Genomic DNA, 21,843 nt, shown 5'->3' on the forward strand with positions numbered 1-21,843 from the left:
AGTGTAGTGTATTTCTTTAGCCTGGTATAGGAATAGTGCTTTGTTCTAAAACAAAATTTAATCAGATAACAACTACTCACATTAGATTGTTGATTGGAGCGGAGGGCAGTCGACTCCTGCGGGAACAGCGAATGTTTCCGATGGGGCGAGTAATCGCAGTCCCACGAGCTGAAGATCCACTCAGAAGCGTACTTTGCTTTTGAGTTAGCTGAAGCCGTGCCCTAAGGTGTGCGACTGCCCGGAGCGGAAATCAACATAGCGGTTACTTCGCACTTTATATCAACTGTGAACAATTTAAGTTAGACAACTAACAGAAGTCTAGTAGAATGTTAGGCAGCAATTAAGGTGTTTTTAAAAACTTAAAGCTAATAAAAAGAATCCGATCATCTAAATGGAATGATCGGATTCTCTTTATACTTTGAGAATGAAGTTACATACACTATTTTTAAAGTTTTATTAATTAATATTCAACTTTTGCTTCCTGCTTTGCCCACTGTTCAAATGGAAGATTTTTATTTTGTAAGTCAATCATTTTGAACGGAATCGTTCTATCATCATATTTTTTAGCGATTTCTTCATAAATAAATGCATCATCAAATCCGCCAGCTGCAGCAAGTTTTTGGTCTGCTGCGTAATATACCTTGTTGATACGCGCCCAATAAATAGCTCCAAGGCACATCGGACAAGGTTCACAACTAGTATATAAGACACAATCAGTTAACTGAAAATCGTTTAGTTTTTGACAGGCCTCTCTAATGGCTTGTACTTCTGCGTGAGCAGTAGGATCATTATTGTCTGTAACTCGATTTTGTCCACGTCCTACAATAACGCCTTCTTTATTTACGATTATGGCACCAAATGGTCCGCCATCTCTTTCTACATTTTCGACTGCAAGTTGTATTGCTGTATTTAAGAATTCTTCATTGCTCATTGTAAATTCCCCCAAAATCTATTCTCTTTTTATAATTAATAATACCAATAAGTTGATAAAATTGAAAGAAATTTCTGAATACTCTTTGTCATCCTGTCTGTTAAGTTCTATTCAACAGAATTTCACTACCAATATTCAAGAAATGCCATTTCACCGAATTTAATTATGATATCAAAGGAAACTAGGTATAATACTGAGTTTCCCTTATATGTTAATAGGTTATTTATGAGTAAGATCAACTTCTAAAAATTTCTCAATCGTAAATGCGATGACTCCCATCGCAGTAGAGTGGATATTTAGTTTTGAGAAATTTATTTTTAGATTATTTTGATGTTGTTTTAAGGCATAATTAGTGATTCGATTGATAAGTGCAGGTTTTACCCATTTCTCGGTAGATGCTAATCTATTTCCTATAATAATTTGTTCAGGGTTAAATGTATTTACAATCGTTGTAATCCCAACACCTAAATAGTCACCAATTTCTTCAAATAGACTAGTAGCCTCTTTATCGCTCTCAGCAAGTTGATTTAAACGATCAAGTGTAAGGTCATAACCTTTAGAATTTAGAGTGACAGATTGTTCGGCCTTTCTAATTAAGGCTTGTTCTGAAGCATATAATTCCCAGCAACCTTTATTCCCACAACTGCATTCTAATCCATTTACTTCAATAGTCATATGACCTAATTCACCAGAGAAACCAGCACTTCCTTTATAAAGAGATCCATTTAAAATAAGACCTATTCCAATTCCAACTCCTGCACTAACATACACAATATCTTGACAATCCTGACCTACTCCAAACATTTTTTCACCATAGGCACCAGCGTTAGCTTCATTTTCTATAATTACAGGTAATTCATAATGATCTTCAACCATTTTTTTTAGTTTAATTCTTTTCCAATTTAAGTTAGGAGCAAGTAAAATTTCTCCTTCGTTACTAACAATTCCAGGGACACCGATTCCTATGCCAATGACACCATAGTGACTAGAAGGTGTAGAGGCTATTAAGTCATCAATCGATTCAAATAATTGTTGCATTATTTCTTGGTAGGAAGAATCTTTATATTGAACTTTTCTTTCATGTACAATGTTTCCGTCAAGGTCAGTTAAAACCCCTAGTAAATAATTAACGCCTAAATCTATTCCGATAGAATAACCAGCTAAGTGGTTAAATAGCAACATCACTGGCCTTCTGCCACCACTTGATTCACCAGGTCCTGATTCTTGAATTAATTGCTCCTTAATAAGTTCGCTCACTAGAGAAGAAACTGTTCCTTTATTTAATCCAGTTACCTGGGCAACATCCGCTCGGGATATTGGTGCTTGATTCTTTATAATCTCAAGTACCAACGTTTTGTTTTCTTTTTTAACAACATGTTGATTCCAAGTTTGGTTCATTTCTAATCACTCGCTCTCAATTATTATCATGTTTATTTATTTTATCATAAACTTTGTTTATCCACTAGACAAAGTGCGGGGGCGTTGATATAATCTAACCAAGCAGTTACCAAATTATAAAAACGGAGGAATTTCACATGACTCATTTTGGAAACGTTAACAAGATTAAGTTTGAGGGTGCAAAATCAACGAATCCTTTTGCATTTAAATTTTATAATCCAGAAGAAATAATTAATGGAAAAACAATGGAAGAGTACTTACGTTATGGCGTTGCTTATTGGCATACATTTGCTGCTGATGGTTCAGATCCATTTGGCGCAGGTACAATGGTTCGCTCTTGGGACAAATTCAAAGGTATGGATTTAGCAAAAGCACGTGTCGAAGCATCTTTTGATTTTTTTGAAAAGTTAGGTGTACCATATTTCTGTTTTCATGATGTTGATATCGCACCTGAAGGAAACACATTAAAAGAATCAAATCAATATTTAGACGTGATTGTTGCTATGATAAAAGACTACATGAAGGATAGTAAAGTGAAATTGCTTTGGAATACTGCAAATAACTTTACAAATCCACGTTTTGTTCATGGGGCAGCATCTTCAAATAACGCAGATGTATTTGCTTATTCTGCTGCAAAAGTGAAGAAACAATTAGAAATCGGTAAAGAACTAGGTGGAGAAAACTATGTGTTCTGGGGTGGCCGTGAAGGATACGAAACACTGTTAAACACGGATTTAAAATTAGAACAAGATAATCTTGGGCGTTTCTTCCATATGGCAGTAGATTATGCAAAAGAGATAGGCTTTGATGCACAGTTCCTAATTGAACCAAAACCGAAAGAACCAACTACCCATCAATATGATTATGATGTTGCTACTGCATATGCATTTTTACAAAGTTATGGTCTAGAAAAACATTTCAAATTTAACATAGAAGCGAATCATGCTACACTTGCGGGTCATACTTTTGAGCATGAACTACGTTATGCAAGAGTTAACGGTATGTTAGGTTCTGTTGATGCGAACCAAGGTGATACATTATTAGGGTGGGATACAGATGAATTTCCTACTGACTTGTACTCTACTACATTAGCAATGTATGAAATTATTAAAAATGGTGGACTAGGAACAGGCGGTCTTAATTTTGATGCGAAAGTAAGAAGAGGTTCATTTGAACAAGATGACTTATTCCACGCACACATTGCAGGTATGGATGCTTTTGCGGTAGGTTACAAAATTGCTAACCAATTAATCGAGGATAAAGTATTAGAAAATATTATTGATGATCGTTATGTAAGCTATACGAGTGGAATTGGAAAAGAAATCGTTGAAGGTAAAGCTAACTTCAAGTCATTAGAAGACCATGCATTAGGATTAACAGAAATCAAGAACAAGTCTGGTCGATTAGAAAGTATTAAAGCTACCATTAACCAATATCTATTAAAAGCATACGCAGGCGAATAAGTTTAAAATAACCTAACTCATTCCTGTTGTTATTTTTAATACCCTCACTTAACAACGCAAGTGAGGGTATTAAACTCGATTTCCGAAGTTGATCCAAATCGTCGTAGTTTTTGAACCGCTACTCAAGTGATATTGGCTCCCTTTCCGCAGTACGCATTAACCCTCATCTTCCAAAGTGCGTAAGGAGTCACACTGTCGGATTCTATATATTTTAGCCAACAATAGGCTTTGTGAAATAGCCAAACTTATTTATTGAAAGAGGTGCACTGATGAAATATGTAATTGGAGTTGATCTTGGTACAAGTGCTGTCAAACTTTTACTAGTTAACCGCGTTGGAGAAGTAGTCCATGAAGTTTCTAAATCCTATCCATTAATTCAAGAAAAATCCGGTTATAGTGAACAAGATCCTGAAGAGTGGATAAGCCAAACGGCAAGTGGTATTGCTGAACTACTTGCAACATTTGATGGAAATAATATAGATATTGAAGGAGTTAGCTTTTCTGGACAGATGCACGGTTTGGTACTTTTAGATGAAGAAAATACCGTCCTGCGTAACGCAATTTTATGGAACGATACACGCACAACAAAACAGTGCCAAGATATTTATGAGAAAGTTGGTAAAGAAAAGTTCATTTCTATTACAAAGAATCTTGCATTAGAAGGATTTACCTTGCCAAAAATATTATGGGTGAAAGAAAATGAGCCCAGTCTTTATGCAAAAGTTAAGAAGTTTGTACTACCAAAAGATTACTTGCGTTACCGCTTAACTGGTGAATTACAAATGGAGTATTCCGATGCGGCTGGTACAAGTTTACTAGATATAAGTGAGAAAGGCTGGAGTAAAGAAATTTGTGACCTACTCAATATTGATATTTCGATTTGTCCTCCATTAGTAAATTCACACGATAATGTAGGCAAGATTACTACTGATTTTGCTAATCAAACAGGACTAGCAGAAACAACGAGTGTGTTCGCTGGTGGAGCAGATAACGCATGTGGGGCGATTGGTTCGGGTATTCTTTCTCCAGGAAAGACGTTTGCAAGCATTGGGACATCTGGGGTCGTTCTTTCTTATGAAGAAACTGGTGACAAGGATTACAAAGGGAAAGTGCATTATTTCAATCATGGTGCACCAAACGCCTATTACACAATGGGTGTAACATTATCTGCAGGACATAGTTTGAACTGGTTTAAAAATACATTTGCGGAAGAAGAAGATTTCGATACGTTACTAAAAGAAGTTGGTACGGTTCCAGTTGGATCTAATGGATTATTATTCACACCGTATCTAGTTGGAGAAAGAACGCCACATGCTGACGCGACAATCCGTGCAAGTTTTATCGGTATGGATAGCTCACATAAACGAATAGACTTTGCCCGTGCAGTTTTAGAAGGAATCACTTTTTCGTTAAACGAGTCGATTGCTATTTTTCGAGAAAATGGTAAAACAATTGATACGATTTATTCTATTGGTGGTGGGTCAAAAAGTGAGCAATGGCTTCAAATTCAAGCAGATATATTTAATGCTAAAATGGTGAAATTAAAAAGTGAGCAAGGTCCTGGTATGGGTGCAGCAATGCTTGCAGCATATGGCTGTGGTTGGTTTTCTTCTTTGGAGGAATGTGCAGAAGAATTTCTGGAGGAAGCGGAAGTGTATGAACCAATTCAAGAAAACGTTAAAAAATATGCCGAATTGTTTGAAGTATATAAAGATGTTTATGTTCAAACAGCTAGTTTAAATAAACAATTAGCACCTTTTCGTAGATAAATAGTACATGCAATAAGGAAGGAACAAACTAGTATTAAATTTTGAAAAAATTATACAGTGTGTTCCTTCCTTATCTATTAAATACCCCCTTCCTATATTTCACCAAAATAGTATGCCTCCGGTCTTTGAATGCAAGTCATTTTTAAAAAAGCTGTTATCTAAAAGTTTGTTTATGACAGATAAAATATAAAGTCTGTACTAGAGCACTTGCCCTGCTCCTCAAGCAAAATCGACTCCCTTTCCGCAGGCACGGCTTCAGCTAACTCAGAAGAAAACCGCTTCTGAGTCGATCTTCCGCTCGCACTTTCCTGCAGGAGTGTCGCCCCACGAAAAGGGAGTGTTTTTCCGTAGCGTTGGATTTAGCGCTTATCTCAGAAAGAATGCAAGGAAGTTACGATAAACTTAGTGAAGACTTTCTATCAAGTTCGACGGCTGTCTAAAAACAATGTTAACGAAAAAAGCCTAAAAAAGAATAGATTAGTATTGTCGACTAAAACTCATATTTTATAAAGGAATGACAAACAATGCTGAATTTAATTAAAAAGTGGAATACACTACGAAATCAAATACTGTTTATTTTTTTATTTGTTATGATGATTGTCCTCTTGATCGTAGGGATTTTGACTTACAGTCGTGTGTCTACCCTATTAACAAGCAATGCTGAAGAACAAATGCAACAAACAGCAGTGGAAGCAAATGGTCGTTTTGAGTCGTTATTTGAGCAGTTAAATATGGTGACAAAACAAGTAGCAACGAATGAGGATTTACAAAAGTTACTTTTAAATGAGCTGGATGGAAAAGCAGCAACCTTTAATGAACGTCAGTCTTTAATGCAAACAGCGAATACACTACAGGCTAACGCAGATGGTATCTATTCAATCGAATTATATACGAAAGACTACAAAAAAATATTACCATTAGGTGATGAACACTTACTTGGTCGAATTGATGCTGATTGGATTAAAAAAGCCAACCAGGCCAAAGGAAGTTTAATTTGGGTTGGTCAGGATCCAAGAAGTCCAGAGTTTTTTTTAGCGATGCGAAGAGTTAGTATGATGGATCGAGCATTTAGCACAGGCGGGTATTTATTAATTAGAATTAATAAAAATTATTTTCAAATAAATCAGGGCATAAGCGATGATCAGAGCAATGATTATACGATTTTAGTTGATAGTAATGGTCAACCTATTATATCAAATTATGAAGCAAATATTAGTCATCTTTTCACCACAACAGATAGTACCATTCGTATAAATGACGAGGATTACATGCTAGTTAAACAAACATCTCCATTAACTGGATGGACATTGGCAATATTGACACCAGTACATACGTTAACAAAAGGTATCACTGTCTTAAGAACAGTGATTGTTATTTCTGGAATCATTGGTTTTATCATTTTTTCTGTTTGCTCATTCTTTTTATCAACGCTCATTACTCAGCCAATTATAAAGTTAACGAAAACAATGCAACAAGCGAGTAAGGGGACGCTAACGATGACACCTAATAGTGCATCAATCAATGAGATTAATGAGTTAAATAATACATACAATCAATTAGTGGTGGAAACAAATCACTTAATTCAAATGGTTTATGAAAAGGAATTAATACGTAGCCGCTCTGAATTAAAAGCATTACAAGCCCAGATAAATCCGCATTTTTTATTTAATACATTAGATTCTCTATATTGGTCATTGGAAGATAAAGAGGAAGAAGAATTAGCAGAACTCGTGTTAGATATGTCTGAACTGTTCAGGTACACAATTAGCCATCAGAACAAAAATGAATGGGTAACAATTAGAGAAGAAATCGATCATAGCGATCGATATATAAACATTATGCAAATGCGTTTTGGTGATCGACTTCAATGGGATAAGCGTGTGCAACCTGAGTGGGAACATGTGAAAATACCAAAATTATTGATTCAACCTTTAGTAGAGAATGCTATTTTACATGGCGTCGGAAATACAATACGCGCGTGTGTTGTTACCGTCACGATACGTAAAGCAAACAAAAAAAATAGACTTAGAGTGACTGTGGAAGACAATGGTAATGGGATAGAGGAAGAAACACTGAGGTGGATCTATCAATCTATTGAACAAGGAGGAAACTCATCTTTAAAAGGAAATGGAATTGCTTTGGCTAATGTTCATAAGCGACTTCACTTATATTATCAAAACCATAATTTGAAAGGTTTAGAAATTGATAGTGTAGTTGAAAAAGGCACACGCATCTCGTTTGAAATACCTATTAATGAGGAGGATAACAATGGATCGTAAAACTATTCTAATTGTTGATGACGAACCAAGAACAAGACAAGGATTGAAAAAGACATTAGAAAACTGGGCGGAGACTAGTTATGAAGTTATCAGTGCTGCTAGCGCTTTGGAAGCGATTGACATAATTAAACAACGTAAAATCATGTTGTTAATTACAGATATCCGTATGCCTGAAGTGACCGGGTTGAAATTACTAGAAATCTTAAAAGAACAATCAAAAAAACCTGTAGTAATCGTTATATCTGCATACTCCGAATTTGAATACGCACATGAAGCACTTCGGCTTGGGGTTGTCAATTACCTATTAAAACCAATTAGTAAGCAAAAGTTAATGGAAGCGGTTGAAGAGGCTCTTGAGGAAGTAGAAAAAAGGACACGTACTGGGAGAATAGAGCGCGTAATCGATGATAAGTTACTTACTATAAATATGGATGAACGATACAATTCATCAATCAAAGATAGCTTAACGTATATTGATCAACGATATAACCAAGAAATCACACTTAAAGAAGTGGCAGATCACGTCCATTTAAATGCGAGTTATTTAAGTGCTTTATTTAAGGAGGAACTTCAATTAACTTTTAGTGAATATCTCACTCGAACACGATTACAACATGCCAAAAACATGTTGATTTCCACAACATTACCGATAACAGAAATTGCTGAAAAAGTTGGTTATTCAACATCCAAGTATTTTATTAAGCTGTTCAAACAGCAGGAAAGTATGACACCAAATGCATATCGTAAGTTAAATGTAAGCGATTTCTAAAATAAGTAGTATTTTAGCCAATCGTAGTTACCTTACGAAATTACCCCTCCAATGATAAGCTTTTAATTGTAGGATAAGTCATATTAAATACTGAATTTATGGGGGTTTTAAAATGAAAAAGAAAGCGTTATCGGTATCTTTTCTGTTAATTGTAGTTACATCTCTTATGCTAGCAGCATGTTCTAGTGATACGGAATCATCTTCTGAATCCGAAAATGAAAGCGGTTCAAATGGCGGTGATGTAAAGACAATTGATTTTATGCACTTATGGCCAGAAGGAAGTTCAAAACAGCATAATGAAATTGTAAATTCAATTATTGATGAGTACGAAAGTAATAACGAAGGTGTAGAAGTAGAAGTTGAAATTCTTGGTAACGAGCAATACAAAGAAAAACTAAAAGTATTGTCTGCATCTAACGAACTACCAGATGTTGGTATGACTTGGTCAGCGGGATTTTTAGAACCTTATGTAGAGGGAAATAAATTCGCTACATTAGATGATGTTATCGAAGAAAATCTAAGTGATGCATTTGTACCAGGTACAGCAGAAGCTTATGCTCTTGACGGCAATACGTATGGATTACCACTTGAGTTAAACATTACTCCAGTATATTACAACAAAGCAATTTTTGATGAGTATGGCTTAGAAGCACCGGAATCATTTGAAGAATTAAAAGAAGTTGTTCAAACATTGGTAGATAACGGTGTTACGCCAATTACTTTAGGTAATAAAGATAGCTGGACAGGTTCCATGTGGTATATGTACCTAGCAGACAGAATTGGTGGACCAGAAACACTTACAAATGCAATCAACCGTACAGGTAGTTTTGAGGATCCAGCTTTAGTTGAAGCAGCAGCACAAATTCAAGAACTAGTAGACATGGGAGCATTTGTAAAAGGGTTCAACGGACTAGGAAATGACGAAGCAAAAGGGTACTTCATTAATGAACAAGCAGCAATGTATTTAATGGCTACATGGGATCTTCCAGAATGGACGACAAATGAAGATAATCCACAAGAATTCAGAGATTCTGTAGGATACTTTAAGTTCCCAACAGTTGAAGGTGGAGAAGGAGACATCAATAGCTATGTAGGTGGACCTGGTGTTGGGTTGTTCGTAGCTGAAGAATCAGACGTGAAAGAAGAAGCAAAAGACTTTGCGGCATTCTTTGTAGAAAAATGGGGAGAGCAATCTGTAACAAAAGCAGGTGTTATTCCGGCTACAAAAGTTGATACGTCGGAAACAGATCTTCCGCAAATGTATATCGATATTCTAAACGATTTAAATGATGCATCTAACCTAACGCTTTATGCAGATGTGCAAATAAGTCCAGGAGTTGCAGAAGTTCACTTGAATATGATCCAGGCGTTATTTGGAGGAGAAGTAACACCAGAAGAGTTTGCAGCAGAACAAGAGCAAGCACTTGCTGATGAAGAGTAGAAATATAATATAGAAAATAAATGTTATTTTAAGGGACAGGAAGGGATATATATTAATTCCTGATATGTCCCTTTCTATATCTATATAAGAAGGGGGAGACACATCTATGAACAAAGTCATGTCAAATAAATGGGTAATCGCATTATATGTCTTGCCTGCACTCCTAGTAATTTCTGTTTTAATTTACTTTCCTATTATATTAACTGGATACTATGGGTTAATGGACTGGGATGGCATTGGAGAAATGACTTTTGTTGGGTTAGAGAATTACGCCAATTTACTTACAGACGAAAAGTTTTGGGATAGTGCATTACATTCATTTTTGTTAGCAGCGTTTTCCACATTAAGTTTAGTAGGTTATTTAATTATTTCTCTGATTTTAGCAGGGAAAATAAAAGGCTCAGAATTGTTAAGGAAAATATATTTGATTCCTATGCTATTATCTTCCGTAGCAATTGCGCAGCTTTGGTTGAAAATTTATGATCCAAATAATGGAATTATAAATAGTTTTCTTACAGCTGTTGGTGTTGAAAACACACCGGTATGGTTAGCGGATTCTAATCTTGTATTATATTCCATTTTCGTAGCGATAATTTGGCAATACGCTGGCTTTTATATTATTATCTATTCTGCTGCTTTGAAGGGAATTCCAGAGTCTTTAGTAGAAGCTGCTAAAATTGATGGAGCAAATCCTATTCAAATTGCTTACAAAATTAAATTGCCTTTAATTTCTGGAGTAATCAAAGTGACAATAATTTTAGCAATTGTCGGTTCATTAAAATATTTCGACTTGATTTATGTAATGACTGGCGGAGGACCAAACGGGGCAAGTGAAGTAATTGCCTCCTATATGTATAAACAAGCATTTAGCACAAATGACTTTGGTTATGGTAGTGCAGTAGGGTTTTTCTTACTAGTAATCTGTTTAGTGATTACTTGGTTGATTCGTAAACTTACAGCTTCTGAAGATGAAATACAATATTAAGAGGGGGGGAGTATAAAGTGAACAAGGAAAATATAGAATTAAACAAACAAACGAAGATAAATGTAACAGCTAAAAAAGGAATATCCTTATGGGGACGTATTGGATATGGACTCCTCTATCTTATATTGGGAATAATCGCTATCTTTCAGATCTACCCACTTGTATGGTTATTCATGTTTTCATTAAAAAGTAATTCAGAAGTTTTCGGTAAGTCACCGTTCGCCTTACCTGAAAGTCCAAGATGGGAGAATTATGCAAAGGCTTGGACGGATGGGAGTATAAACCTTTATTTCTTTAATAGTGTCTGGATAACTGTAGTAGCAGTAGTGTTAACGGTTCTTCTAGCAAGCTTTGTTACTTTTGCAATTACTCGTATGAATTGGAAATACAATAAATTAGTACTTGGTTTATTTATGGTAGGACTGATGATACCAATACATTCAGCGCTTATTCCGTTGTTTGATTTCTTTAATAAGTTAAATTTAATCGATAATCCAATATCAATCATTCTAGCATATACAGCATTTAACCTTCCATTAACGATTATGATATTACTTGGGTTTTATTACACTTTACCTCGTGAAGTGGAAGAAGCAGCTGTGATGGATGGATGTTCTGTACACCGAATCTTTTTTCAGATTACACTGCCGATGACCACGCCGGTTATTTCAACAACGGTAATCATTAATATGATTTATAATTGGAACGAATTTATATTTGTAAATACATTTATTAGTTCCGATAAATATAAAACATTAACCGTTGGAATACAAAACTTCATCGGTCAATATTTGACAGATTGGGGAGCAATTGGAGCTACTCTAATGATTAGTATTATCCCTATTTTAATTGCGTTTATCCTATTGAGTAACCGAATTGTTGAAGGAATAGCCGCTGGTTCTGTCAAGGGATAAGTGCTAGTAATTAACCGATTATATGTTATATCTTAAATACGAAACTGTTTTATCGTGGATAGCGCAAGCAGACTACTCGGTCTAGTTCAAAAAGAAGACCATGCGCCATGCTTTGCAATAATTGGCCTAGGTTGAGCTGAAAGTCATATCTCAGAAACAAGGACTTTTCTAATAAGAAGGGATGGAAAATATGCCTAAAAATAATTTTTTTAATGCACATCACTCACCTATTGGATCGTTTTCTAGTTTTACACTTGGTTTTCCAGGTAGCGGAGGTGGACTTGATTTAGAAATCGGTCGTTCTCCACGTAAGAATGTATATATAGGTGTAGAGTCAGCTAACCACGAAGGACATTATGATGCACTTCCGTTTTTTAATACAGGTGAAGATGACGAAAGTAAACGTTACGATGTTGAAAATCCTGATCCAGACCCAGATAAACCAAAAATCATTTTTCCTTTTGCTCAAGAAGAAGTAGAAAGAGATTTCCATTTGGGTACCGATACTTGGAAAGCAGGTGATTTGGAATTTACTATCTATTCTCAAGTAGAATCAGTTCCAGAGCCTGTTTCAGCAACAGAGGATGAGATGAAACGAGTGCTTGTTCCATCCGTACTTGCTGAACTTACCATCGATAACACAAAAAGTGAAAAATCACGAAGAGCATTTTTTGGCTATGAGGGCAGTGATGTCTATAGCTCGATGCGTCGCTTGGATGATACGTTAGATGGGATTGCTGGAGTTGGTCAAGGAAGGTTAACATCCATTACTTCGTCTAATCCAGAGGTTACCTCTGCTTTACATTTTAGTTTAGAAAATATTTTAACGACACCACATGAAGAAAACTGGGCATTTGGTTTAGGACCAGTTGGTGCATTAATTATGGATGTTCCAGCTGGGGAAAAAAGAACCTATCAATTCGCTATTAGTTTTTATCGAGGTGGTCTTGTTACAGCAGGACTAGATGCATCCTACTACTATACGCGGTATTTTGCTGATATAGAAGAGGTCTCTACGTACACATTACAAAACTTTAATCAATTAGCTAATCGTGCTAGAAAATCAAATCAAATCATAAATGGAGAGCATTTGTCTGATGATCAAAAATTTATGATGGCACATTCCATCAGGAGTTACTATGGTTCTACACAATTACTAGAAGTTGATGGTGAACCGTTTTGGGTTGTAAATGAAGGTGAATATCGAATGATGAATACATTCGATTTAACGGTGGACCAACTTTTTTTTGAATTGAAGATGAATCCTTGGACAGTAAAAAATGAACTTAATATGTTTATTAAGCGTTTTAGTTATCAAGATAAAGTCCGTTTTCCTGATGATAAAACGGAATACCCAGGAGGGATAAGCTTTACTCATGATATGGGTGTAGCCAACACAATTTCGCGTCCGCATTATTCTTCCTATGAGTTATATGGGATTGATGGATGCTTTTCCCATATGACACATGAACAGTTAGTGAACTGGATATTAACAGCTACCGTTTATGTGGAACAAACAGGTGACCAAGAATGGTTAGATGAAAATATGCATATAGTAGAGCAATGCTTAGAAAGTATCGTGAACCGTGATGACCCTGATCCAGCGAAACGGAATGGGATTATGGGATTAGATTCTTCCAGAGTAATGGGTGGAGCAGAAATTACAACCTACGATAGCCTAGACGTATCGCTTGGACAGGCGCGAAATAACATTTATTTAGCTGGAAAGTCTTGGGCATCCTATGTTGCCCTTGAGACACTATTTAGAAATAATGGCAAGGAGGATCTTGCTATTCTTGCAGGTGAACAAGCTGACAAATGCGCCGCATCTATCGCTAGTCATCTTACAGAAGAGGGCTATATTCCGGCGGTAATTGGAGAAGGAAATGATTCTAAGATAATTCCAGCTATTGAAGGACTTATTTTTCCTTACTACACGAATAACAAAGAAGCACTTAATCCCAAAGGTCGTTTCGGTGAGTACATTCAGGCATTGGAAACGCACTTTAAAACAGTATTAACGGATGGTGTTTGTTTATTTGATGATGGTGGTTGGAAGATTTCCTCAACTAGCAATAATTCATGGCTTAGTAAAATTTATCTATGCCAATTCATTGCGCGACAGATTCTTGGCTGGGAGTGGGGCAAAATAGGGAAAAAAGCCGATGCTGCTCATGTCGAGTGGTTAACGCATCCTACATTGTCGGTTTGGAGTTGGAGCGATCAAATAGTATCTGGTGAAATTATAGGAAGTAAATATTATCCACGGGGAGTAACAAGTATTCTTTGGTTAGATGAAAAATAATTTACTAGTAAAATAGAGTAGAGGTAGGACAATAGTCCAACTTCTTCTCTATTTATTTTCAGTTTTTTTTTCTTTTATTGTAGCACCAGGAAATTATAGATTTAGTGTCCTGTGGATAACTGACTATTACATGTGCCACGTCCAGCTACAGAGCCTACCCGAGTCAAACATCTTTGTGGAAAAAAGCACCACATAGATGTTCGTCTTAAGCTTGTCGGGGGCGAGCAAGGCGCCTGCGCTTTTGTTCGTCAACTTTTTTAAAAGCCTGATAGCAAGATGTCATGATAATATAAGCGGTTACACTTCCAGCAAAGAAAAATAGTACGCCTGGTATAAATGACATACCATATAATGTGATTGTTATTGAAATGATTAACAATAAATTGTTCAGTGGGTTAATAAACATAATCAAAAAGGCATTCTTAAACATTTGAATAAATGGTACATTATAGTGTACATATACAGGAATTAAGTATAATAGCGTTAAACTAATTGCAAACATTACTAAATATAACGGAATATGAGTTAACATTAAAAGTGTATCTTTATTTACTTGCATATAGCTAAGGTTGACATAGAAGATGACTCCTATCATTGCTATAATTAACCCCACTAGATTACCTTTTAAAAACTCTTGTTTATAAGAATTCCAAAAGGTTTTAAAGACAGGTACATCATAATCATTTAGCACCCATTTTCGAATAACAGTAAACAAAGCAATTGTTGCTGGAAAAAAACCAAATAAGATTATTCCGGCAAGTGTGAAAACAATCCATAATAAATTAACATAGGCAAATTTTGATATTCTTTCTGCAATAGTAAATAAGGGCCCTAGGCTTACCTGCGACATCGATATCCTCCTTGAAAGGTTTGCTTTATTTGTGTATTGTTCATATATATAGTTTACCATATTACTATCTTTGTTTAACGATTAAACAAACTTTTCTTTAAAAAAGTATTTAAATTCACTAGATTATTGACAACGCTTTCGACATTGCTTAAGGTTAGCTTATGTAGCAAATAATTCACATTAGATTAACGAATACAATTACCCAAATGACAACTACTATGAGGTGAAACGTATGAAAAAGTTAAGAGAACAACTAAGCACAATGGATAGTTTTAAAGAGAAAGTAGATTATATTTGGGAATATTATAAATTGCATATTATCGGATCAATAGTCGCACTTGTTCTTGTTATATCATTAATAAGTACGACTTTGAATAGTGAAGAACGGTTTAATATTTCTGTAGTGGGAGAAAATCTAATAGAACAAGAGCAATTTACAACGGATATGAATAGTGAGTTTCCAGAATTTAACGTTAATGTGGATTATATGAATCTTTCAGAACCTGGAATTAATGGTCTTGGCTTTGCAGAAAGTCAAAAGTTCATGGCTCATTTTGCTGCAGGAGAAATTGACGTTATTGTGTTAGAAAAAGAATCCTTTAATGATCTGATAAATGAGGAGGCATTTGCACCGTTAACTGAATATGTGGCGCCATCTAGTCTAGATGGAGAGAAACATGCCGTTTACACCGATGAAGCGGATGTTGTATATGGTCTAAGTACTTCTAATATTCCAATTTTTAATAAGTATGAACATTTAAAGGATAAAATTTTAGCTATACCGAGAAAAGCTAATAACAAGGAAACAATTAAAGGATTTGTGGATGCAATATCCGAATAAATTACAAAATGGAGGGTGAAAAATGTTTAAATTGGGGTTATGTTCGGTAACTTTTAGAAATCACTCCGTTGATCAAGTTATTGATTTAGCAAAAAAAGCAAGTCTACAAGGAATTGAATGGGGAGCTGACATTCATGTTCCACCTGGTTCATTACAACATGCAAAAGAAGTGAAAAATAAAACAACCAATGCAAAGTTAGAAGTCGTTTCTTATGGTTCTTATTACCGAGTAGGTGATGAGAATGAATATAGTTTTAAAGAAATATTAGAAACGGCGTTAGAACTTAGCGCTCCAGCTATACGTGTATGGGCTGGAACATTAGGTTCACAAGAGGCTACGAACGTCTATAGAGAAAAAGTAGTGGAAGATGCTAAAAGAATTGGGAATTTAGCGGATAAACAAGGAGTAACCGTTCATTTCGAATACCACGGAAATACGTTAACAGATACGATGGAAAGCGCAAAGCAATTAATGGAAGAAGTTAATCATTCTAATATTTATTTGTATTGGCAACCAGCGGTGGGAAGAACAATCGATGATAGATTAGCAAGTATTCAAACAATAGAAACCTGGTTATCACATGTTCATGTATTTCACTGGACCCCAACAGATAGACTTTCATTGCATGAAGGAAAAGAAGAGTGGAATAAATACTTAAATGAAATTAAAAAATATGACAAAGACAACTATTTATTTATGGAGTTTGTCAAAAATGACAGTGAAGATCAATTTTTAAAGGATGCAACAACGTTACATGAATTAGTGAGTAAATAATTAAATCATCATATTAGACATAAAGTAGGAGTTGACTATCAACTCCTACTTTTTTTGTAGCATCAGGAAATTATAGATGTAGTGTCCTGTGGATAACTGAATATTGCATGCCGAGTCGAACATCTTTGTGGTAAAGAGCACCACATAGATGTTCGTTATAATTGCCCTAGGGTGAGCAAGGCGCCCTGAGCTTTTGTTCATAAAGGATTAGTTCTGTAAGTTAACCTTCCTGATTTTCAGCTTGCATTTTAAATGTATGTTTGTTTTTGTTCGGAAAAGTGCTATAGTTATAGTGAACATACTATGGAGGAATAACTATGCTATCGATGGAACGTTACCAAACAATTATTTCCGAACTTGAAAAATATAAAATTGTTAAAGTTACTCAATTAGCAAATAACCTTGGAGTAACAGAGAAAACAATTCGAATCGATTTAGAATCGTTAGAGAAACGCGGTTTATTGAAACGCGTACACGGTGGTGCTATCCTACTAGAGGCGGAAGGGAAGTTACTTCCTATTGACGAAAGGCAATCTGCACACAATGAAACAAAACGTGCCATTGCAAAAGAAGCAATAAAACTAATAAAACCAAATGATACGATATTAATGGATGGTGGCAGTACAACAAAAGAGATATGTAAAATGCTTGGGGATTTTCCTGTTAGTATCATTACGAATGACTTGAAAATAGCCAATATGTTAGATGGCAAAGATAATGTTCAACTTATTGTTTTAGGAGGCACTAGAATTCCAAAATCTTCTTCTTTAATAGGTGCTCAAGCAACAGAGTTACTGAAACAGTTACGAGTAAACAGATTGTTTTTTGGAACAACAGGTGTTTCTATTACACATGGCTTAACAGTGTTTAACAGTCTACATGCGGACTGGAAAAAGCAAATTATCAAATCAGCAGATCACGTGACACTTGTTGCTGATTCATCAAAGTTTGAAAAAGTAGCATTAGTTCGATTTGCCTCTTTCACTGAAATTGATGAGATAATAACAGATAGTCACTTAAACGAACAATTAAAAGAAAAAATGAATAACTATAACGTTTCAGTTAAAATAGCTTCAATTTAATATACTAAAAATTAATATGATGAATTTGACTTAAATAAGTGCAATTATTTTTCTTAATAATTTGCACTTTATTTTTGTACATAGAAGTGATATAATCAAACCAATTCAAACAAAACGAACATAAACGAACATTTAAGTGATTGTTTTAAGGAGGAATGTAATTAATGGAACCATTATTTTCTTTAGAAGGAAAAGTTGCTCTTGTAACAGGGGCTAGTCGTGGCTTAGGTCAAGGTATGGCAATGGGGTTAGCTAAAGCGGGTGCTACCGTAATTGGTGCCGGATTGAGTGGTAGCTCTGATACAAAGGAAAAAATAGAAGCACTTGGTGGAATCTACCATGAACTAACCGTGGATTTAAGTGATTTGGATGAACCTGTGAAGCTAGCAAAACAGGCAATTGCCATTACAGGTCGCGTGGACATCTTAATTAATAATGCGGGCATCATTCGCCGTAAACCGGCAGCAGAATATACAGATGCTGATTGGTTCGAGGTAATCAATATTAATCAAAACGCAGTATTTTTACTATGTAGGGAAATCGGAAAGCATATGATTGAAAAAGGATCAGGGAAGATAATCAACATTGCGTCCATGCTATCTTACCAAGGTGGATTAACTGTACCATCTTATGCTGCAAGTAAACATGCTGTAGCTGGTATTACTAAGTCACTTGCGAATGAATGGAGTAGTAAAGGTGTTAATGTAAACGCTATCGCTCCGGGTTATATGGCTACAGACAATACAGCGCCAATTCGTAACAATCCAGATCGTAAAGCTTCCATCGAGTCTAGGATCCCACAAGGTAGATGGGGAACACCTGAGGATTTACAAGGCGCAGCTATTTTTCTAGCTTCTGATGCCTCTAATTATGTAAATGGGCATGTTCTTTGTGTAGATGGTGGATGGATGGGCTCTTAAAGACAAGCTAGTTTACTAGTATAGTAGATTAAAAACATAGTTGTTATCTAAAACATAAACGAAAGGGGATTTATTAACATGGAAATTAGATATGCAAGTAATCCAAGAGATGTAAAAGGCTATGATGGTGAACGATTAAGAGAAGACTTTTTAATTGAATCTTTGTTTGTCAAAAGTGAATTGAATATGGTGTATTCTCACTATGACCGCTTGATAACTGGTGGCGCAATACCAACAGATAAACCATTAAAATTAGAAGATAAAGAAACATTAAAAACGGAATACTTTCTAGAAAGACGTGAGGTAGGAATCATCAATATTAGTGAATCTATCGGTAAAGTAAATGTAGATGGTGAGACTTATGAGTTGAATAAACGCGACTGTCTCTATGTTGGTAAAGGTGTGAAAGAAGTAACGATTGAGAGTGCTGATCCTTCTGCCCCTGCTCACTTTTACATTGTATCGGCGTTAGCGCATAAGAGCTATCCGACAAAAAAGCTTCCAATAAAAGAAGCTATTCCAACGCATCTAGGTTCTGATGCAGAATCAAACAAAAGAACGATTTATAAATATATCCACAAAGACGGGATTCAAAGCTGTCAATTAATGATGGGGATGACCCTACTTGCACCTAATAATATGTGGAATACTATGCCGCCGCATGTACACGACCGTCGTATGGAAGCTTATCTTTATTTTGATATGGATGATCAATCACGCGTATTTCATTTTATGGGTAAACCAGATGATACACGTCACATAGTTATCAAAAATGAACAAGTAGTCTTGTCACCACCATGGTCGATTCACTCTGGTGTAGGAACAAAAAACTATACATTTATCTGGGCAATGGCTGGAGAAAATTACACATTTACGGACATGGACGGCGTGAAACTTGAAGATATAAAATAAGATGCAACTGAGAGCTCTTTTTGTTTGGTGATGTTATCCAACATACGACATGCAAAAAGGGCTTTCTATTTTATATAGTTTAGCCAGTTTATCCTTAAACCGAAATCAGCTACTCTGATTAGCTAATTAAACTGAAAAAGTTATTAACGTTTGAGGCACTTTGTCTTTACAGTTAAAATGCGGTATAATAGATGTTACTACCCAGGAAAGGGGATGCCTTATGGCTTATTACAACAACCGAAAAGAACCTGTACCAGAAGTTGAAACAATTGTATGGGCGTGTACAAATGAATCATGCCCTGGTTGGATGAGAGAGGACTATTCCTTTGATAAAGTGCCAGCTTGTCCATTGTGTAAATCAGAAATGGTTAAGGAAGAGCGGGTACTACCGAAACTTGGATAATAACATCAAAGCTTAACGTCACCATGAAATGGATATCGTATAAATGAAGAGGCTGTGAAAATGGTCTCTTTTTTTATTGTGAAATTATTTAGATGTAGCTAATATACAGAAACAGCCAGCTCCAGCCCGTAATTAGTTATTTCCCTCTCACGTGCTTAAAGTACAACATTAAGGATTCAATAAAAAGGAAACCGATTTCTTTATAAAAATAATTTAATAAGAAAAACACTGTTTTTTATACTTGTATTTGTTAATTCATAGTAATATAATCAAATAAGAAAGCGATTACAACACGTAAAGTGAATTAATTGTATTTATTTTTTATTAAATAAGGAAACCGGTTTCCTTATTTGCGCTTTATGTGTGTAATCATTCTACATCTAATGTGAGAACACAAGTAGTTAGTTTTTTAAACTAAAATAAACGGGGGTTAATAAGATGAAAAAATGGTTTTCTTTAGTTCTGTTTCTTGGTTTATTTCTTACGTTGATTGCATGTAGCGATGATAGTAGCAGTGAAAGTGACGGTGGAAGTGATAACAGCAGTAGTGAAAGTGAAGGGAACAGTGATAGTGGTGACAGTGAACAAGAAGCTGTAGAGTTAGATTTTACAGTATTTGGTAGCACGGGTTATGACGTATTAATTGAAGAATATCAGGCAGAAAATCCTCATGTAAGCATTACACTAAATGAGGGAGAAATGGAAGATGTTCATAATAACTTGTTTACAGCAGTATCTGCTGGTAGCGGTGCACCAGATATCGCAATGATTGAAATAAGTAATATTGCCAAGTTTATGCAAGCATCGGATCAATTCTATAATTTAAATGATTATGGAGCTGGAGATGTAGCCGCTAATTTTCTTGATTGGAAATGGGAACAAGCTCAAAATGTCGACGGAACCTTTCAATTAGGTTTACCAACTGACATTGGTCCTACAACAATGTTCTACCGTACAGATGTAATGGAAGAAGCTGGATTGCCAACAGATCGTGAAGAAGTTGCTGCAGAAATAGATACGTGGGATGCCTATTATGATGCGGCAAAAACGATCAAAGAAGAAACGGGTAAACCAATTGCTGATTCACCTGAAATGGTGTTCAATGCGATGAGAGATCAGCTAGATCAGCAATATTTCAATGAAGATGATGAACTGATTATTGAAGATACGGTAAAAGAAGCGTATGACTTTACTACAAAGATGATTGAAGAAGGGTTAATTGGTCAAAACGCACTTTGGACTCCGGAGTGGGGTACTGCAATGGCGGAAGGAAGCTATGCTACTATGCCGGGAGCTCCTGGTTGGATGGTAGCTAATGTTAAAGGTAATGCTGAAGATGCTAGTGGTCTATGGGATATTGCTTCGATTCCTGAAGGGGCAGGTAACTGGGGTGGATCATTCCTAACCATACCAAAGGAATCAGAGCATCCTGAAGAAGCGTTTGCTTTTATTTCTTGGTTAACAGCACCAGAACAACAGTTGAAATCTTTCACTAACAATGGACTATTTCCATCAACACCAGATATATATGAAAACGAAGAGTTCTTAGCAGCAACAGATGATTATTTTAGTGGTGCTCCAACAGCGCAAATTTTTGCTGACGCAGCACAAAATGTTAAATCAGTTTACATGGGTGTTAATTATTCTATGGTAAACACAGCTATTACGGAGGCACTAATAAATGTAGCATCAGGTGGGGCCGATCCACAAAAAGAATGGGATAAGTTAGTTGAAAATGTTGAAACACAATTAGAAAGACAGTAAGGATGGTATTCAAACGGTCTGTGGAGTGAAATCCATGGGCCG

18 protein-coding genes are annotated in these 21,843 nt (G+C 35.7%); 15 read left to right on the forward strand and 3 right to left on the reverse strand.

Annotated features, from left to right (window positions below):
- Positions 1–460: 460 nt before the first annotated feature.
- Together QQS35_RS07470 and QQS35_RS07475 are read right to left on the reverse strand one after the other, a co-directional pair.
- Positions 461–931: a nucleoside deaminase gene (locus tag QQS35_RS07470; protein WP_285931317.1), complete on the reverse strand. Its 471-nt coding sequence runs from the start codon at positions 929–931 to the stop codon at positions 461–463.
- 219 nt (positions 932–1,150) lie between these two features.
- Positions 1,151–2,329, reverse strand: a complete 1,179-nt coding sequence (locus QQS35_RS07475; RefSeq protein ID WP_285931318.1) for an ROK family transcriptional regulator — start codon at positions 2,327–2,329, stop codon at positions 1,151–1,153.
- Positions 2,330–2,466: 137 nt separating this feature from the next.
- Here QQS35_RS07475 and xylA point away from each other — a divergent pair, with 137 nt between their 5' ends.
- The 8 genes from xylA to QQS35_RS07515 all read left to right on the forward strand — a co-directional run bounded on the left by xylA (position 2,467) and on the right by QQS35_RS07515 (position 14,254).
- Entirely contained in the window at positions 2,467–3,792 is a 1,326-nt protein-coding gene (xylA, locus tag QQS35_RS07480) for a xylose isomerase (RefSeq protein ID WP_285931319.1), read from the forward strand.
- A 269-nt stretch (positions 3,793–4,061) separates the two neighbouring features.
- Positions 4,062–5,561 (forward strand): xylulokinase, encoded by a 1,500-nt coding sequence (gene xylB, locus QQS35_RS07485; RefSeq protein WP_285931320.1) that lies wholly within the window; start codon positions 4,062–4,064, stop codon positions 5,559–5,561.
- Positions 5,562–6,085: 524 nt separating this feature from the next.
- Positions 6,086–7,840 carry a sensor histidine kinase gene (locus QQS35_RS07490; RefSeq protein ID WP_285931321.1) on the forward strand — a complete coding sequence of 585 codons (1,755 nt, stop codon included), beginning with the start codon at positions 6,086–6,088 and terminating at the stop codon, positions 7,838–7,840.
- Positions 7,830–8,609, forward strand: a complete 780-nt coding sequence (locus QQS35_RS07495) for a response regulator transcription factor (protein WP_285931322.1) — start codon at positions 7,830–7,832, stop codon at positions 8,607–8,609. The genes QQS35_RS07490 and QQS35_RS07495 overlap by 11 nt, the downstream gene beginning before the upstream one ends.
- Positions 8,610–8,721: 112 nt before the next feature.
- Positions 8,722–10,050 carry an extracellular solute-binding protein gene (locus QQS35_RS07500; RefSeq protein ID WP_285931323.1) on the forward strand — a complete coding sequence of 443 codons (1,329 nt, stop codon included), beginning with the start codon at positions 8,722–8,724 and terminating at the stop codon, positions 10,048–10,050.
- 106 nt (positions 10,051–10,156) lie between these two features.
- Positions 10,157–11,035 carry a carbohydrate ABC transporter permease gene (locus QQS35_RS07505; RefSeq protein WP_285931324.1) on the forward strand — a complete coding sequence of 293 codons (879 nt, stop codon included), beginning with the start codon at positions 10,157–10,159 and terminating at the stop codon, positions 11,033–11,035.
- Between the two features lie 56 nt (positions 11,036–11,091).
- A complete protein-coding gene (locus tag QQS35_RS07510) occupies positions 11,092–11,949 on the forward strand; it encodes a carbohydrate ABC transporter permease (protein WP_285931342.1) in 858 nt (285 codons plus the stop codon).
- Between the two features lie 190 nt (positions 11,950–12,139).
- Positions 12,140–14,254 carry a glycoside hydrolase family 52 protein gene (locus QQS35_RS07515; protein WP_285931325.1) on the forward strand — a complete coding sequence of 705 codons (2,115 nt, stop codon included), beginning with the start codon at positions 12,140–12,142 and terminating at the stop codon, positions 14,252–14,254.
- A 205-nt stretch (positions 14,255–14,459) separates the two neighbouring features.
- On the opposite strand, the gene QQS35_RS07520 is transcribed toward QQS35_RS07515, so the two are convergent.
- Complete coding sequence (locus QQS35_RS07520) at positions 14,460–15,104, reverse strand: YesL family protein (RefSeq protein ID WP_285931326.1); 645 nt, start codon at positions 15,102–15,104, stop codon at positions 14,460–14,462.
- 232 nt (positions 15,105–15,336) lie between these two features.
- Here QQS35_RS07520 and QQS35_RS07525 point away from each other — a divergent pair, with 232 nt between their 5' ends.
- The 7 genes from QQS35_RS07525 (at position 15,337) to QQS35_RS07555 (ending at position 21,801) form a co-directional block, all read left to right on the forward strand.
- Complete coding sequence (locus QQS35_RS07525; RefSeq protein WP_285931327.1) at positions 15,337–15,945, forward strand: hypothetical protein; 609 nt, start codon at positions 15,337–15,339, stop codon at positions 15,943–15,945.
- Between the two features lie 22 nt (positions 15,946–15,967).
- Positions 15,968–16,720, forward strand: a complete 753-nt coding sequence (locus tag QQS35_RS07530) for a sugar phosphate isomerase/epimerase family protein (protein ID WP_285931328.1) — start codon at positions 15,968–15,970, stop codon at positions 16,718–16,720.
- Positions 16,721–17,037: 317 nt separating this feature from the next.
- Positions 17,038–17,802, forward strand: coding sequence for a DeoR/GlpR family DNA-binding transcription regulator (locus QQS35_RS07535; RefSeq protein WP_285931330.1), 765 nt, complete (start codon positions 17,038–17,040; stop codon positions 17,800–17,802).
- A gap of 164 nt (positions 17,803–17,966) precedes the next feature.
- Positions 17,967–18,722 (forward strand): 2-dehydro-3-deoxy-D-gluconate 5-dehydrogenase KduD, encoded by a 756-nt coding sequence (kduD, locus tag QQS35_RS07540; protein WP_285931331.1) that lies wholly within the window; start codon positions 17,967–17,969, stop codon positions 18,720–18,722.
- A gap of 78 nt (positions 18,723–18,800) precedes the next feature.
- The gene (gene kduI, locus QQS35_RS07545) at positions 18,801–19,634 is read left to right on the forward strand and encodes a 5-dehydro-4-deoxy-D-glucuronate isomerase (RefSeq protein ID WP_285931332.1); all 834 of its coding nucleotides are present in this window, start codon (positions 18,801–18,803) and stop codon (positions 19,632–19,634) included.
- Positions 19,635–19,854: 220 nt separating this feature from the next.
- Positions 19,855–20,037 (forward strand): cold-shock protein, encoded by a 183-nt coding sequence (locus QQS35_RS07550; RefSeq protein ID WP_285931333.1) that lies wholly within the window; start codon positions 19,855–19,857, stop codon positions 20,035–20,037.
- Positions 20,038–20,475: 438 nt separating this feature from the next.
- Positions 20,476–21,801, forward strand: coding sequence for an ABC transporter substrate-binding protein (locus QQS35_RS07555; RefSeq protein ID WP_285931334.1), 1,326 nt, complete (start codon positions 20,476–20,478; stop codon positions 21,799–21,801).
- The last annotated feature ends 42 nt before the right edge of the window (positions 21,802–21,843 follow it).

Source organism: Aquibacillus rhizosphaerae, from assembly GCF_030282825.1.
Classification (GTDB): Bacteria; Bacillota; Bacilli; order Bacillales; family Amphibacillaceae; genus Aquibacillus_C; species Aquibacillus_C rhizosphaerae.